This is a genomic window from Microbacterium sp. ER1 (assembly GCF_023383675.1).
Classification (GTDB): Bacteria; Actinomycetota; Actinomycetes; order Actinomycetales; family Microbacteriaceae; genus Microbacterium.
In genome coordinates this window covers 21,314-36,061 of record NZ_QCXO01000119.1, presented here as the reverse complement: position 1 = coordinate 36,061, position 14,748 = coordinate 21,314, and the positions used below count along the sequence as shown (strand labels likewise).

Sequence of the window (14,748 nt, the reverse complement as noted above, 5' to 3'; positions counted from 1 at the left end):
AGCAAGGACGCTGACATGACCGACAAGACCGCCAAGACCCTCACCTCCTCCGGCTACTACGTGAGCCAGGAGGCCCCGATCCAGAGCGACAACCCCGTCGCGACGCCGAAGAGCACGCCGCCGGACATCCTGCGCTGCGCGTACATGGAGCTCGTCGTGACCGACCTGGCCGCCTCGCGGCAGTTCTACGTCGACATCCTGGGCCTGTACGTGACCGAGGAGGACGACGAGGCGATCTACCTGCGCTCGACCGAGGAGTTCATCCACCACAACCTCGTGCTGCGTCAGGGGCCCCTCGCCGCGGTCGCCGCGTTCTCATACCGGGTGCGCGCCGCGGAGGACCTCGACCGCGCCGTGGAGTTCTACACCGAGCTCGGCTGCGACGTCCGTCGTCAGGAGAACGGCTTCGTGAAGGGCATCGGCGACTCCGTGCGCGTCGTCGATCCGCTGGGCTTCCCGTACGAGTTCTTCTACGCCACCGAGCACGTGGAGCGCCTGTCCTGGCGGTACGACCTGCACACCCCCGGCGAGCTCGTGCGCCTCGACCACTTCAACCAGGTCACCCCCGACGTGCCGCGCGCGGTGCGCCACTACCAGGACCTCGGCTTCCGCGTGACGGAGGACATCCAGGACGACGAGGGCACCGTGTACGCCGCGTGGATGCGCCGCAAGCCCACCGTGCACGACACCGCGGCGACGGGCGGCGACGGTCCGCGCATGCACCACGTCGCCTTCGCGACGCACGAGAAGCACAACATCCTCGCGATCTGCGACAAGCTCGGGGCGCTGCGCCGCTCCGACGCCATCGAGCGCGGCCCCGGCCGGCACGGCGTCTCCAACGCGTTCTACCTCTACCTGCGCGACCCGGACGGCCACCGCGTCGAGATCTACACGCAGGACTACTACACCGGCGACCCGGACAACCCGGTCGTCACGTGGGACGTGCACGACAACCAGCGCCGCGACTGGTGGGGCACCCCGGTGGTGCCCTCCTGGTACACCGACGCCTCGCTCGTGCTCGACCTCGACGGCAACCCGCAGCCCGTCGTCGCCCGCACGGACTCCAGCGAGATGGCCGTGACGATCGGCGCCGACGGCTTCTCCTACACCCGCGCGGACGAGGGCGAGACCTCGATGCCCGAGTACAAGCAGGGCGAGTACAAGCTCGGCCACCAGCTCTAGGAGACGCTCATGCTGCCTGAGGAGACCATCGCGCAGATCGCCGCGGAGCTCGCGGAAGCCGACCGCACGCACGGGGTGATCCCGCGCATCACCGCGCGGTACCCGGAGGCGACCGTGGAGGACTCCTACGCCATCCAGGGCGTGTGGCGGGATTCGCAGGTCGCGGCGGGCCGCCGGCTGGTCGGGCGCAAGATCGGCCTGACGTCGAAGGCCATGCAGCAGGCGACGGGGATCACCGAGCCCGACTACGGCGTCATGTTCGACGACACCGTGTACGAGTCGGGCGCGGAGATCCCCACGGATCACTTCTCCAACGTCCGCATCGAGGTCGAGCTGGCGTTCGTGCTCAAGGAACCGCTGGAGGGCCCCGACTGCACACTGGAAGACGCCCTCGCCGCGATCGACTACGCCGTGCCGGCCCTCGAGGTGCTGAACTCGCACATCGAGCTCGAGGGCCGCACGATCGTCGACACCATCAGCGACAACGCCGCGTACGGGGCGATGGTGCTGGGGACGGTGCGCAAGCGCCCGGACGAGATCGACCTGCGCTGGGTGCCCGGCGTGCTGTCCCGCAACGGGGAGGTCGAGGAGACCGGTGTCGCCGCCGGCGTGCTCGGGCATCCGGCCACCGGGGTCGCGTGGCTCGCGAACAAGTTCCATCAGCACGGCGCGCGTCTGGAGGCGGGCGAGATCATCCTGGCAGGATCGTTCACACGCCCGATGTGGGTGTCGCGCGGCGACGAGGTGCTGTGCGACTACGGACCGATGGGGACCATCACATGCCGCTTCGTCTAGACCCGTCCTTCCGCGCGCAGCTCGCCGCGTCCGATCGTCCCTTCGTGGGGATGTGGGTGTGCTCCGGGAGCCCGCTGCTCGCCGAGGTCGCCGCGGGCTCCGGGCTGGACTGGCTGCTCATCGACATGGAGCACTCGGCGAACACGCTCGAGTCCGTGCTGACCCAGCTCCAGGCGGTCGCGGCCTATCCGGTCGCCCCGCTCGTCCGGGTGCCCTTCAACGATGCGGTCGCGATCAAGCAGGTGCTCGACCTCGGCGCGCAGAACCTCATCGTGCCGATGGTGTCGTCCGCCGACGAGGCCAGGGCTGCCGTGGCCGCGACCCGTTATCCCCCCGAGGGCGTCCGCGGCGTCGGCAGCGCCCTCGCCCGCAGCGCCCGCTGGAACCGCGTCGACCGCTACCTGCAGGAGTCGGCGCAGCACGTGTCGCTCACGGTGCAGATCGAGACGGCCGCGGGGGTCGGGGCCGCCGCCGACATCGCCGCGGTCGACGGGGTGGACGCGGTGTTCGTCGGCCCCTCCGACCTGTCCGCGTCGATGGGCCTGCTCGGACAGCAGACACATCCGGACGTGGTCGCCGCCGTGGAGTCGGTGTTCGCCGCAGTGCGTGCCGCCGGGAAGCCCGTGGGGGTGAACGCGTTCGACCCCTCCGCCGCCGACGCGTATCTCGCGGCGGGGGCTGACTTCGTGGCCGTGGGCGCCGACGTCGCCCTCCTCGCCCGCGCCTCCGAGGCCCTCGCCGCCCGCTTCCTCCCCCGCTCCGACGCCTCCGGCCGCCCCAGCTACTGACTTCGAGTCGCGCACCTGGCTCCATCCGCGGCCGGAATGGGGCCATTTGCGCGATTCGAAGCGGCCGGGAAGGATGAGCCGGTGCACAGACTGGCGGCGATGCAGGACCGCAACTTCCGGTGGTTCTTCCTCGCGCGCGCCCTGACGCTCGTCACGGGCTCGATGTCGGCCATCGCCCTGGCGTTCGCGGTGCTCGAGATCGACAACGACGCCCGGTCGCTCGCGATCGTGCTGGCCGCCTTCACGATCAGCAACATCGTGTTCGTCCTGTTCGGGGGCGTCGTCGCCGACCGCCTCCCCCGCGCTCTCATCATCCAGTCCTGCTACGTCGTGGACATCCTGTCGGTCGGAGCGATGGCGGCTCTCCTGTTCACGGGCACGGCCACGGTCCCGCTCCTCGCCGTGCTCTCCGCGATCAACGGCGCCTCGTCCGCGTTCGTGCTCCCCGCGATGCAGGGCATCATCCCGCAGCTGACCACCCCCGCGCACCTCCAGCAGGCGAACGCGATGCTGTCGTTCGTCCGCTCGGCCGTCACGATCGGCGGCCCGGTCGTCGCGGGCGTCCTGGTCGCCACCGCAGGACCCGCGTGGGCCATGGTCGTGCAGGCGGCGGGGTGGCTGCTCGCGGTCCCGGTCCTCGCGCTCGTGAAGCTCCCGCCGCCCGCGGCCTCCGGCGGCACCACGATGTTCCACGACCTCCGGGTGGGGTGGCACGAGTTCTGGAGCCGCTCCTGGCTGTGGACCATCGTGCTCGCCTTCATGATCATGAACGCGATCCACGTGGGCGCCTGGGGCGTCGTCGGCCCGTACATCGCGAAGAACGACGATCGCCTCGGCATCTCCGGCTGGGGGTGGGTCGTGAGCGCGGAGGGCGCAGGAGTCCTGGTGATGACCCTGCTGCTGATGTGGTTCCCGCTCCGCCGGCCCCTGCGCTACGGGATGATCGGGATGGCGGCGTTCGCCCTGCCGCTCACCCTCCTCGGCGTGCACCCGGCCGTGGTCATGCTCGCGATGGCCGCGTTCGTCGCCGGGGCCGGAGCCGAGGTCTTCGCGACCGGCTGGAACCTCGCGATGATGGAGAACATCCCCGGGGAGAAGCTCTCGCGGGTCGCGAGCTACGACATGCTCGGCAGCTTCGTCGTGATGCCCATCGGCACGCTCGTGTACGGCTGGCTCATCACGCACGCGGAGCCGGCCACCGTGCTCACCACCTCCGCGGTCCTCTATGCGGCGATCGCTCTGGTGACGCTGCTCGTCCCCACGGTGTGGCGGATGGGGCGGCCCGCGGCGGCCGTCGCGGAGCGCGCGGGAGTGGCGGATTCATAGCAATCCCGGGGAGACTGTGGGCATGACCTTCCCCCCGCTGCAGCCCCTCGCCGACCGTGCCGCCCTCTTCACCGCGCTCCGCCAGGACGCCCTCTCCGCGGCCGCCGATGCGCTCGGCGAGCACCGGTGGGACGCCGACCTCGCGGCGGGAACGCTGACCTTCACCGCGAACGACGACCCGACCCGGCAGCTCGTGACCCGCGCGCACCTCATCGCCACGATCGCCCCCGGCCCGCGCTCGCTGCTGTGGGCATGGGCGCACCCCCAGGGCGACCCCCAGGGTGTCGCGGCGCAGCTCCGCGCGTACGGCGAGCAGCACGGGATCGCCGAGCTCACCGCCCCCGAGGTCCCGTTCCCGGCCGATGCCTCGGGCGATGCGGAGTGGATCGCCCGCGCGGCGCACACGATCGGCGGCGTGGCGGTGGAGCTCACCGGGCGCTCCCCCTACTACTCGGCCCCCGTCGACGGCGGCACCCGCGCGGTGTTCCTGCTCGACGCCCCGCTCGCCCCGCTCACGGTCGCCGACACGGTGGTGGCCCTGCCCCGCACCCTCGCGCAGACGCCCCTCCCCGACGCCCGCACGGCGGTCTGGGACCTCGCGCGTCTCGCCGGCTGGACCCTCACCTGGACGGACGAGTCCTTCTCCGGCGCCACGGTGACGGATGCCTCGGGCACCGCGACGATCCGCTTCGACGAGCAGGCCCGGATCAGCGGCGTGGAGAGCTCGCTGCACGGCCAGGGCTGAGTCCGCAGAATCGCACGAACGCCGCAGAGATCCCCGGGATCCCTGCGGCGTTCGCGTGAATCTGCGACGCGGTGCGGAGATCAGACCGTCCGCTCGGCCGCCTCGACGACGTTGGTCATGAGCAGGGCGACGGTCATCGGCCCCACCCCTCCCGGATTCGGCGACAGGTAACCGGCGACCTCGGCGACCTCGGGAGCGACGTCACCGAACACGAGGTTCTTCCCGGTCTCCGGGTCGGTCTCGCGGGTCACGCCGACATCCAGCACCGCGGCTCCGGGCTTGACGTCCTCGGCGCGGATGAGGTGCTTCACGCCGGCCGCCGCCACGATCACGTCGGCCTCGCGGAGGTAACGCGGCATGTCGACCGTGCCGGTGTGCGTCAGCGTGACCGTGGCGTTGAGGTCGCGACGCGTCAGCAGCAGCCCGATCGAACGCCCGATCGTGACACCCCGACCGACGACCACGACGTGCTTGCCTTTGAGGTCGTAGTCGTTGCGCAGCAGCAGCTCGATGACCCCGCGCGGGGTGCACGGCAGCGGCGTGTGGATCGGCGCGTTCACGTTGAGGACGAGGCGCCCGAGGTTGGTCGGGTGCAGCCCGTCCGCGTCCTTCGCCGGATCGATCCGCTCCAGGATCGCGTCGGTGTCGAGGTGCTTCGGCAGCGGCAGCTGCACGATGTACCCGTGGCAGGCGGGATCGGCGTTGAGCTCGTCGATCAGCGCCTCGACGTCGGCCTGGGTGGCGTCAGCCGGCAGCTCGCGCTGGATCGAGTTCATCCCGATCGCCTCGGACTGCCGGTGCTTCATGCCCACGTAGAGCTGCGAGGCGGGGTCGGCTCCCACCAGCACCGTGGCGATGCCGGGGGTGACGCCCTTCTCCTTCAGCGCAGCGACCCGCTCCGTCAGCTCGGCGCGGATCTCGGCCGCCGCCGCCTTGCCGTCGAGGACGACCGCGGTCACTGCTGCAGGTCCGGGTAGAGCGGGAAGGCCGCGGCGAGCGCGTCCACGCGGGCGCGGAGCGCCTCGATGTCGGCACCGGGGAGCAGCGCGAGGGCGATGATGTCGGCCACCTCGGTGAACTCGGCGTCGCCGAAGCCGCGGGTCGCGAGCGCGGGCGTGCCGATCCGCAGGCCCGAGGTCACCATCGGCGGACGCGGGTCGTTCGGCACGGCGTTGCGGTTCACGGTGATGTGGATGTCGTGCAGGAGGTCCTCCGCCTGCTTGCCGTCGATCTCGGCGTCGCGGAGGTCGACGAGCACGAGGTGCACGTCCGTGCCGCCCGAGCGCACGGCGATGCCGGCGTCCTTCACGTCCTGCTGCGACAGGCGCTCGGCGATGAGCTTCGCCCCGCGCAGCACACGCTCCTGGCGCTCCTTGAACTCCGGCGTGCCGGCGAGCTTGAAGGCGGTCGCCTTCGCCGCGATCACGTGCATCAGCGGACCACCCTGCTGGCCGGGGAAGACCGCGGTGTTGATCTTCTTGGCGAGGTCGGCGTCGTTGGTGAGGATGAAGCCCGAGCGGGGGCCGCCGATGGTCTTGTGCACGGTGGAGGACACGACGTGCGCGTGCGGTACCGGGTTGGGGTGCAGGCCGGCGGCGACGAGGCCGGCGAAGTGCGCCATGTCGACCCAGAGGATCGCGCCCACCTCGTCGGCGATAGCACGGAACGCGGCGAAGTCCATCGTCCGCGGGTAGGCGGACCACCCGGCGATGATGACCTTGGGCTTGTGCTCGATGGCGAGGCGGCGGACCTCGTCCATGTCGATCGTCGAGGTCTCGGCGTCGACCCCGTAGGCCACGATGTCGTACAGGCGGCCGGAGAAGTTGATCTTCATGCCGTGCGTGAGGTGGCCGCCCTGGTCGAGCGAGAGGCCGAGCAGGGTGTCGCCGGGGCGGGCGATCGCGTGCAGGACCGCGGCGTTCGCGGACGCACCGGAGTGCGGCTGGACGTTCGCGAACTCGGCGCCGAACAGGCTCTTGGCGCGGGAGATGGCGAGCTCCTCCGCGACGTCGACCTCCTCGCAGCCGCCGTAGTAGCGGCGGCCGGGGTAGCCCTCGGCGTACTTGTTGGTGAGCACCGAGCCCTGCGACTGCAGGACCGAGACGGGGACGAAGTTCTCCGAGGCGATCATCTCGAGGAAGGTCTGCTGACGCTTCAGCTCGCGATCGAGGACCTCGGCGATCTCCGGGTCGACCTCGGACAGCGGGGCGTTGAAGTAACGGTCGGTCATGACGTGCTCCTTTTGACGACGGATTCGAAAAGGGTGTTCCTATCGGCCCAGGCGCGCGGTCGAATTCCGTGGTCAGTCGCTCCCCGGTGGTTGTCCACCCAGACGCCAGTCGCGACGGTTACGAGCATAGCCGATGCGCGACGCCGCGCACGCGGTCGTTTCGGGCATCGTGCCCACCGTCTGCAGAATCGTTTCGATCCCCCTGTTCCCCTGCGGCGTTTCGTTGGCTAGGTTTTGTTCATGGTCCTACCTCTTGATCTGCCCCTCGTCCCCGCTCCGGTGTCCGCGAAGGCCAGGGAGGGACGTCTGCCGCTCGCCGCGACGACGCGCGTGCTCGGCACCTCCCCCGCCGCCGGACAGCTGATCGACGCCGTCGAACGCCGCACCGGCCTCCGCCTCACCGCGGTGGACTCCGGCCCCGCCGAGATCGAGCTGTTCGTCGACGCGGCCTCGTCCGCGCCGGAGGGCTACACGCTCGAGGTCGGCGACCGCGCCATCCTCATCGGCGCCGATGAGGCGGGGCTCTTCTACGGGGTCCAGACGCTGCTGCAGCTGCTCCGGGAGGACGACGCCGGCTGGGCGCTGCTCCGCGCCGACATCGCCGACGCCCCGCGCTTCGCCCGCCGCGGCGTGATGCTCGACGTGGCGCGGCACTTCTTCGGGGTCGACGACGTGAAGCGGTTCATCGACAGCACCAGCGCGCTGAAGTTCAACCACCTGCACCTGCACCTCACCGACGACCAGGGCTGGCGCGTGCACATCGATTCCTGGCCGCTGCTCACCGAGCGCGCCGCCGCCACCGCGGCCGACGGCGCCCCCGGCGGCTTCTACACCAAGGACGACTACCGCGAGATTGTGGCGTACGCGGCGGCGCGCCACATGATCGTGATCCCCGAGGTCGACCTCCCCGGCCACACCCACGCGATCGGCGTGGCCTATCCGGAGCTGGTCGAGGCCCCGGTGCTGAACGACGCGCTGGTCGCCCAGTCCGAGCAGCTCGGCCAGCCGCTCCCCGTGGCCGGAGAGCCCTACCTGGGCTGGGGCGTCGGGCACTCCAGCGTGCGCATCCACGAGGAGGAGACGTACCGGTTCGTCCGCGACGTCGTCCGCGAGCTCGCCGAGATGACCCCGGGGCCCTACATCCACATCGGCGGCGACGAGTCCCTCGGCACGCCCCAGGCCGACTTCGACCTCTTCGCGGAGCGCGCGACGGCGATCGTCGTCGAGGAGGGCAAGACCCCGGTCGCGTGGCACGAGATGGGGTCGGCGGCCGGCATCGCCCGCGGCACGATCGGGCAGTACTGGGGCATGACGACGCCGACGGGCACGCATGCCGAGGAGGCCGCGCACTTCGTCGAGCGCGGCGGAGCCCTCATCATGTCGGCGGCGGATGCGACCTATCTCGACATGAAGTACACGGCCGAGTTCCCGCTCGGACTCACCTGGGCCGCCATCATCGACGTCCGCCGCGCGTACGAGTGGGAGCCGACCGCCGTCCTCGACGTGCCGGACGAGGCGATCCTGGGGATCGAGGCGCCGCTGTGGTCCGAGACCACCCGCACGCTCGATGAGGTGGAGCAGCTCGTGTTCCCCCGTGCCGCCGCGCAGGCCGAGATCGCCTGGTCGCCGCGCGAGGGCAAGGGCCGCACGTGGGAGTCCTTCCGCGCCCGGGTCGGCGCCCTCGCGCCGCTGTGGAAGGCTGAGGGGGTCGATTTCCACCCCGCCCCCGAGATCCCCTGGAGCGCCCGTTGAAGACCCTCTCCTCCGCGACCGGTTCCCTCGTCATCCACTCCGCCCGCCTCGTCGATCGCGGGGAGATCGTCGAGGACGGCTGGGTGCGCATCGAGGACGGCGTCGTGGCGTCCCGCGGCACCGGAACGGACTGGGAGCCCGCGACGGAGGTCGTGGACGCGACCGCCGTGGCGGGCGCGGGCGCGCTGCTCACGCCGGGCTTCGTCGACATCCACGGTCACGGCGGGGCGGGTGCGGCGTACGACGACGGGGTGGACGCCATCCGGACCGGGCGGGATCTGCACCGCGAGCACGGCACCACCAGGGCCGTCATCTCGCTCGTCACGGGCACGATCGACGACCTCGCCCGCAGCGTCGCCCTGATCGCCACCCTGACCAGGACCGACCCGGACGTCCTCGGCTCGCACCTGGAGGGCCCGTTCCTCGACCCCGGGCACCACGGCGCCCATGAGCCCTCGCTGCTGCGGCACCCCGTCCCGGCCGACGTGGCCCGTCTGCTGGATGCCGGAGAAGGCACCGTCCGTCAGGTCACCATCGCGCCGGAGCTCCCCGGAGGGATCGACGCGGTCCGTCAGATCGTCGCGGCGGGTGCCGCGGCCGCGGTGGGGCACACCGACGCCGACGCCGCGATGGCCGTCGCCGCCTTCGAGGCCGGTGCCTCGCTGCTGACCCACGCGTTCAACGCGATGCCCGGCATCCACCACCGCGCGCCCGGACCGGTGCTGGCTGCGGCCGCCGACCACCGGGTGATCCTGGAGGCCATCGCCGACGACGTGCACCTCGACCCGCACGTCGTCAAGCTCGTGTTCGACGCGGCGCCGCAGCGCGTGGCGCTCATCACCGACGCCATGGCCGCGGCCGGGAGCGCCGACGGCAAGTACGACCTCGGTGCGGTCAAGGTCACCGTCGAGAACGGCGTGGCCCGCGCCGACGACACCGGCTCGATCGCCGGCTCCACCCTGACCCAGGACATCGCGCTGCAGCGGGCGGTGGCGGCGGACGTGCCGCTGCCGGAGGTCGTGCGGGCGCTCACGGAGACCCCGGCCCGCGCGATCGGACGTGACGCCCACCTCGGCGCGCTGCGCCCCGGCCTGCTCGGCGATGCGGTGCTCCTGGACGCGGAGCTGCGCGTCGCGCGGGTCTGGACGGGACCGGCGCTGCCCGCCTAGGACGACAGCGCTCCGCGCGACGCGCAGCACTGCGGTCTCCGGTCGATCGGACGAGACGGTGTCACCGGACTCCCCAGATCGGTGACGTGCGTCTCGCAGGTGTGGGAGTGGTGGGCCGCCGTTCTCCCCAGATCGGCGGCCCATTCCCTCCCGCTCGAGCGGGCGGGGCCGGGAGCTCCTCCCCCGAGGATCCCGACCCGCCCACTGGTGCAGTACCCCCCGCACCAGCGCCGGAACTCCGCCCCCCGGTGGAGTCCATTTCGGCTGTCTCTACCGGAAGAGACGAGGGTGCCCCCGGTTCATTACGCGGTTCTCCGAAAAAGTTTGAGAATTCTTCGCCGCTCCCTTCCGCGGGCGTCGTCACCGCGCTCGAGGAGCCGATCCCGAGCATCGGCTCCGAGTCCGTCCTGGGGCTGGCCAGCATGCCGATTTCGCGAGACAATGGAGGGACCGCGTAATGAAAGACGCCTTCTCGCGTCTCTCCTCCTGGGGACGGTTGTGTGCCCCGGGACCAGATGGATGACCGTGCACCGAGAGAACACCACACCAGACGACACCATCGGCGATGCCGACCTGATCCTCCGCGTCCGCTCCGGCGACAAGGGGGCGTTCGGGGAACTCTGGAGGCGGCACTACCCGTCCGGAATGGCGGTCGCACGCTCGGTGACCTCCTCGATCGATCCGGACGACCTGGTGCAGGAGTCCTACACCCGCATCTACCAGGCGATCCTCAAGGGCGGCGGCCCCAACGGCTCGTTCCGCGCCTACCTCTTCACGAGCATCCGCAACACGGCGGCCGCCTGGGGACGAGCACGCCGCGAGACCGCGATCGACGAACTCGACACGGTCGCCGACCCGGACAGCACCGAGCACGCCACGAACGAGGCGCTCGACCGCAGCCTCACGGCCCAGGCGTTCCGCAGCCTCCCCTCCCGGTGGCAGGAAGTTCTCTGGTACACCGAGATCGAGCAGATGAAGCCCCAGGAGGTGGCTCCGCTCCTCGGCATGAAGGCCGGCGCGGTGTCGCAGCTCGCCTTCCGGGCCCGCGAAGGGCTCCGCGAGGCGTGGATCCAGGCGCACCTGCGCAGCGCGAGCCCCGGCTCCGAGTGCCAGTGGACGATCGAGCATCTCGGCGCCTACTCGCGCGGCAACCTCGCCACCCGCGACCACCGTCGCCTGGAGCTGCACCTCGACGAGTGCGCGCGCTGCATGATCGTCGCCGCCGAGGCCAAGGACGTCTCCAAGCGCCTCGCCCTCGTGCTGCTCCCGCTCGTCCTCGGCGCCACCGGCGCCTCCGGGTACCTCGCCGCCCTCCAGGGCGGTGCACCGGTCCTGGCGGTGGCGGGCGCGGCGTCCACCATCCCCGGTGCGGTGTTCGTCGGCGACGGCGGCATCGGACAGGCCGCGGCGGCCACCTCCGGGGTCGGCGCCGCGGGTTCGGGAGCCGGCTCCGCCGGCGGTGCGGGCACGGGCGCGAGCACGGGCGGCGTCTTCACGGGCATGGGCGCCGTCGTCGGCGCCGGGTCGGCGGCCCTCGTGGTGGCCGGAGTCGTCGCCGCGGCGGCCATCGTCCCCGGGCTCGCGGGCGCGAACCCCGCGACCTCCCTGCCCAGCGCCTCGGACACCGACCCGTCGTCGATCACGACCGACATCGCTCCCGACTCCTCCCTCGACCTCGACGAGCCCGTGGTGATCGAGACGCCGGATGCCACGCAGCCGCCGTCTCCCCCGGCGGAGGACGAGACGGCCCCGCCGGTGTCCTCGGAGGCCGGACCCGATGCGGCTCCCGCCGCGCCCGTGGTCGTCCCCGCGCTCCCCGAGGCCACGGTGCCGCCCGTCGCTCCGGTGGACCCCGTCGATCCCGTGGACCCGGTGGACCCGGTGGACCCGGTCGATCCCGTGGACCCGGTCGATCCCGTCGATCCCGTGGACCCTGTGGACCCGGTGGACCCGGTGGACCCCGTGGACCCGGTCGACCCCGTGGATCCCGTGGACCCCGTCGATCCCGTGGACCCCGCGATCCCGACGGATCCGCCCACGTGGAGCACCGCCGACTTCTGGCTCGGCGAGGACCTGCATTGGTACTACGTCGTGCCGGTCTCCGGTGCGCCGGGCACCGTCGTGCAGGCGCTGCTCGGCGGCCAGGAGGGCGACAGCGTCGTCCTCGGCGAGGACGGCACCGGGATCGTCCAGCTGCGGGCTTCCCTCGACCAGTTCCTGTTCGCCAGCCTCGTGCCGGTGACCTTCCGCTACGTGCTGCCGTCCGGCGAGGCCGGCCCGTCGGCCACCACCTCGCTCTATTCGCTCGAACCCCAGGAGGCAGGCGCCGACGAGCGCGCAGCGGCGACGGCGGCCGAGGAGCAGCCGGCGGTCGTCATCGAGGAGGCCGAGCAGGCGCCGGCGCCCGAAGCGCCCGTCGCCGAGACCGTGGCCCCCGTCGCCGAGGTCGCGGCCCCGACCGACGCCGCCTCCGCCGAACCGGCACCCGCGGAATCCGCACCGACGGACGCCGCCCCCGCCGAGGTCGTGGCCACCGATGCCCCGACCGCAGACGCCGCCGCGACGGAAGCCCCGGCCGAGGACGCCCCGCCCGCGGAATAGACTGGTCGTATGACCCCGGATTCCGCCCCTGTCGCCGGCGTCGACCGTCCGGCCCTCACGGCCCTCGACATCGTGCGCGTCGTCGTCCTCATCGCGGCGATCGCCTCGCTCGCCCTGTGGGGGTTCGCGAGCTGGGACCTGCCGTGGAACATCGTGATCGGCGTCGGCGCCCCCGTCGTCGCCCTCCTGCTGTGGGCGCTGTTCCTCTCCCCGCGCCCGGTGCTCCGCGTGCACCCCTTCCTTCGCGCGGTCGTCGAGCTCTTCATCTACGTCGGCGTGACCATCGCGTGGTGGTCCATGGGCCAGGCCCTCATCGGCACGGCGTTCGCGCTGGTGGCCGTCGTCGCCGGGGTCCTCAGCGGACGCCGCGCGCTGGCATGAGCGCACGGTCGTGAGCGTCGTCTCGCTGCTCCGCGACGCCCTCGGGGCGCGCGTGGACGTCAGCGAGCAGGCGCGGCGCGAGGCCAGAGCCGACCGCTCCGGTCATGCCGCGGTGGGCCTCCCCCTGGCCGTCGTCCATGCCGAGAGCGTGGACGACGTGCAGCAGACCCTGCGCATCGCCACGGCCACGCGCACGCCCGTCGTCGTTCGCGGTGCCGGGACCGGGCTCGCCGGGGCCGCCAACGCCGGTGAGGGGGAGATCGTCCTCTCCCTCCGCCGGATGGACGCCGTCGTCGAGGTGCGGCCGGACGACCTCCTCGCCGTGGTCGAGCCCGGCATCCTCAATGCCGACCTCAACGCGCACCTGGCGGCCCAGGGACTGTGGTGGCCGCCCGACCCCGCCAGTCGTGACATCTCCACCGTCGGCGGCAACATCGCGACCGGAGCCGGCGGACTGCTCTGCGCGAAGTACGGCGTCGTCCGCGATGCGGTCCTCGGCGTCGATCTCGTCCTCGCCGACGGACGCCTGCTCCACCTCGGGCACCGCAGCGTGAAGGGCGTGACCGGGCTCGACCTCACCGCCCTCGTCGTGGGGTCGGAGGGAACGCTCGGCGTCGTCGTCGGAGCCACGCTCAAGCTGCGCCGCCTGGTGCCGGGCGAGACCTGCACCGTGACGGCGACCTTCCCCGGCGTCCGGGCGGCGGCCGCAGGCTCCGCGGCCGTGACCGCCGCGGGGATCCAGCCCGCGATCATGGAGCTCATGGATGCCGCGAGCCTCGCCGCCGTCCACGCCCTGCTCGCCCTCCCCGCGCCGACCCCGGGCGCCGCACAGCTGACGATTCAGACCGACGGCCCGGCCGCGCGTGCGGAGGCGGACGCCATCGCCGCGATCCTGAGCGCCCACGAGGGCGTCCCCGTGGTCTCGCACGACCCCGTCGAGGGCGATCGCCTGCTGGCGATCCGGCGGTCGATGCACGCCGCGATGGCGTCGCTGGGGACCACCCTCATCGAGGACGTCTCGGTGCCGCGGAGCGCCATGCCCGCGATGTTCGACGAGATCGCCCGGATCGAGCGCCAGTTCGACATGGTGATCCCGACCGTGGCCCACGCCGGCGACGGCAACCTGCACCCGAACTTCATCTTCGAGGGTCCGGAGACCCCGCCGCAGGTGTGGGCGGCGGCCGACGAGCTCTTCCGCGCCGCGATCCGGCTCGGCGGCACCCTCACCGGCGAGCACGGCATCGGCGTCCTCAAGCGGCGCTGGCTGGCCGACGAGCTCGGCGACGACCAATGGCGCCTCCAGCGCGACATCGCCGCGGTGTTCGACCCCCTCGGCATCCTCAACCCCGGAAAGGTCTTCTCTCTCGATGCCTGACATCCACGTGAGCGCGGCCGTGATCGTCGATGCGGAGGGGCGGGTCCTCGTCGTACGCAAGCACGGCACCACCCGCTTCATGCAGCCCGGGGGCAAGCCGGAGCCGGGCGAATCCCCCGTCGAGACCCTCATCCGCGAGCTGCACGAAGAGCTCGGGCTCGAGCTCACGGACGCCGACCTCCGGCCCCTGGGGCGCTTCGTGTCGGCGGCCGCCAACGAGCCGGGGCACCGCGTGGTGGCCGACGCGTTCTCGGCCTCGATCGATCCCGACGGGGTCCGCGTGCAGGCCGAGCTCGCCGAGCTGCGCTGGATCACCCCGGAGGACGCCGCGGCGCTCCCGCTGGCCCCGCTGAGCGTCGAGCATCTGCTGCCGCTCGCGTGGCCGGCCGGAGCGCGCTAGCGCC

General features: G+C 72.1%; 13 protein-coding genes and 1 riboswitch. Of the genes, 11 read left to right on the top strand and 2 right to left on the bottom strand.

Annotation, left to right across the window (positions count from 1 at the left end):
• Window positions 1-15 precede the first annotated feature (15 nt).
• The 5 genes from hpaD to BV453_RS02385 all read left to right on the top strand — a co-directional run bounded on the left by hpaD (window position 16) and on the right by BV453_RS02385 (window position 4,836).
• Complete coding sequence (gene hpaD, locus BV453_RS02405) at window positions 16-1,182, top strand: 3,4-dihydroxyphenylacetate 2,3-dioxygenase (RefSeq protein WP_249520780.1); 1,167 nt, start codon at window positions 16-18, stop codon at window positions 1,180-1,182.
• Between the two features lie 9 nt (window positions 1,183-1,191).
• Window positions 1,192-1,977: a fumarylacetoacetate hydrolase family protein gene (locus BV453_RS02400; RefSeq protein WP_249520779.1), complete on the top strand. Its 786-nt coding sequence runs from the start codon at window positions 1,192-1,194 to the stop codon at window positions 1,975-1,977.
• The gene (locus BV453_RS02395) at window positions 1,962-2,765 is read left to right on the top strand and encodes an HpcH/HpaI aldolase/citrate lyase family protein (protein WP_249520778.1); all 804 of its coding nucleotides are present in this window, start codon (window positions 1,962-1,964) and stop codon (window positions 2,763-2,765) included. Before BV453_RS02400 ends, BV453_RS02395 begins: the two co-directional genes overlap by 16 nt.
• An 81-nt stretch (window positions 2,766-2,846) precedes the next feature.
• Window positions 2,847-4,091 carry an MFS transporter gene (locus BV453_RS02390; RefSeq protein WP_249520777.1) on the top strand — a complete coding sequence of 415 codons (1,245 nt, stop codon included), beginning with the start codon at window positions 2,847-2,849 and terminating at the stop codon, window positions 4,089-4,091.
• A gap of 22 nt (window positions 4,092-4,113) precedes the next feature.
• Window positions 4,114-4,836, top strand: a complete 723-nt coding sequence (locus tag BV453_RS02385; RefSeq protein WP_025103805.1) for a DUF6882 domain-containing protein — start codon at window positions 4,114-4,116, stop codon at window positions 4,834-4,836.
• Between the two features lie 80 nt (window positions 4,837-4,916).
• Here BV453_RS02385 and BV453_RS02380 read toward each other — a convergent pair whose 3' ends face one another.
• Window positions 4,917-5,795, bottom strand: coding sequence for a bifunctional methylenetetrahydrofolate dehydrogenase/methenyltetrahydrofolate cyclohydrolase (locus BV453_RS02380; protein ID WP_025103804.1), 879 nt, complete (start codon window positions 5,793-5,795; stop codon window positions 4,917-4,919).
• Window positions 5,792-7,066 (bottom strand): serine hydroxymethyltransferase, encoded by a 1,275-nt coding sequence (glyA, locus tag BV453_RS02375; RefSeq protein WP_025103803.1) that lies wholly within the window; start codon window positions 7,064-7,066, stop codon window positions 5,792-5,794. The genes BV453_RS02380 and glyA overlap by 4 nt, the downstream gene beginning before the upstream one ends.
• Before the next feature lie 38 nt (window positions 7,067-7,104).
• Window positions 7,105-7,189, bottom strand: a riboswitch (ZMP/ZTP riboswitch).
• Between the two features lie 117 nt (window positions 7,190-7,306).
• Between glyA and BV453_RS02370 the strand changes: the two genes are divergently transcribed.
• From BV453_RS02370 to BV453_RS02340, 6 genes are all read left to right on the top strand, one after another.
• Complete coding sequence (locus tag BV453_RS02370) at window positions 7,307-8,818, top strand: family 20 glycosylhydrolase (protein WP_249520776.1); 1,512 nt, start codon at window positions 7,307-7,309, stop codon at window positions 8,816-8,818.
• Window positions 8,815-9,987 (top strand): N-acetylglucosamine-6-phosphate deacetylase, encoded by a 1,173-nt coding sequence (locus tag BV453_RS02365; protein ID WP_025103801.1) that lies wholly within the window; start codon window positions 8,815-8,817, stop codon window positions 9,985-9,987. Before BV453_RS02370 ends, BV453_RS02365 begins: the two co-directional genes overlap by 4 nt.
• Window positions 9,988-10,506: 519 nt before the next feature.
• Complete coding sequence (locus BV453_RS16540; RefSeq protein WP_283398779.1) at window positions 10,507-12,588, top strand: sigma-70 family RNA polymerase sigma factor; 2,082 nt, start codon at window positions 10,507-10,509, stop codon at window positions 12,586-12,588.
• Window positions 12,589-12,597: 9 nt separating this feature from the next.
• Window positions 12,598-12,969: a YrdB family protein gene (locus BV453_RS02350; protein WP_025103799.1), complete on the top strand. Its 372-nt coding sequence runs from the start codon at window positions 12,598-12,600 to the stop codon at window positions 12,967-12,969.
• Between the two features lie 10 nt (window positions 12,970-12,979).
• Window positions 12,980-14,344 (top strand): FAD-binding oxidoreductase, encoded by a 1,365-nt coding sequence (locus tag BV453_RS02345; RefSeq protein ID WP_249520775.1) that lies wholly within the window; start codon window positions 12,980-12,982, stop codon window positions 14,342-14,344.
• Complete coding sequence (locus BV453_RS02340; protein WP_025103797.1) at window positions 14,337-14,744, top strand: NUDIX domain-containing protein; 408 nt, start codon at window positions 14,337-14,339, stop codon at window positions 14,742-14,744. The genes BV453_RS02345 and BV453_RS02340 overlap by 8 nt, the downstream gene beginning before the upstream one ends.
• The last annotated feature ends 4 nt before the right edge of the window (window positions 14,745-14,748 follow it).

Bases quoted from the DNA above. Each gene is read 5' to 3' on its own strand.
- BV453_RS02400 (WP_249520779.1), top strand. From the start codon at position 1,192: ATGCTGCCTGAGGAGACCATCGCGCAGATCGCCGCGGAGCTCGCGGAA.
- BV453_RS02350 (WP_025103799.1), top strand. From the start codon at position 12,598: ATGACCCCGGATTCCGCCCCTGTCGCCGGCGTCGACCGTCCGGCCCTC.
- glyA (WP_025103803.1), bottom strand. From the start codon at position 7,066: ATGACCGACCGTTACTTCAACGCCCCGCTGTCCGAGGTCGACCCGGAG.
- BV453_RS02385 (WP_025103805.1), top strand. From the start codon at position 4,114: ATGACCTTCCCCCCGCTGCAGCCCCTCGCCGACCGTGCCGCCCTCTTC.
- hpaD (WP_249520780.1), top strand. From the start codon at position 16: ATGACCGACAAGACCGCCAAGACCCTCACCTCCTCCGGCTACTACGTG.
- BV453_RS02370 (WP_249520776.1), top strand. From the start codon at position 7,307: ATGGTCCTACCTCTTGATCTGCCCCTCGTCCCCGCTCCGGTGTCCGCG.
- BV453_RS02395 (WP_249520778.1), top strand. From the start codon at position 1,962: ATGCCGCTTCGTCTAGACCCGTCCTTCCGCGCGCAGCTCGCCGCGTCC.
- BV453_RS16540 (WP_283398779.1), top strand. From the start codon at position 10,507: ATGACCGTGCACCGAGAGAACACCACACCAGACGACACCATCGGCGAT.
- BV453_RS02340 (WP_025103797.1), top strand. From the start codon at position 14,337: ATGCCTGACATCCACGTGAGCGCGGCCGTGATCGTCGATGCGGAGGGG.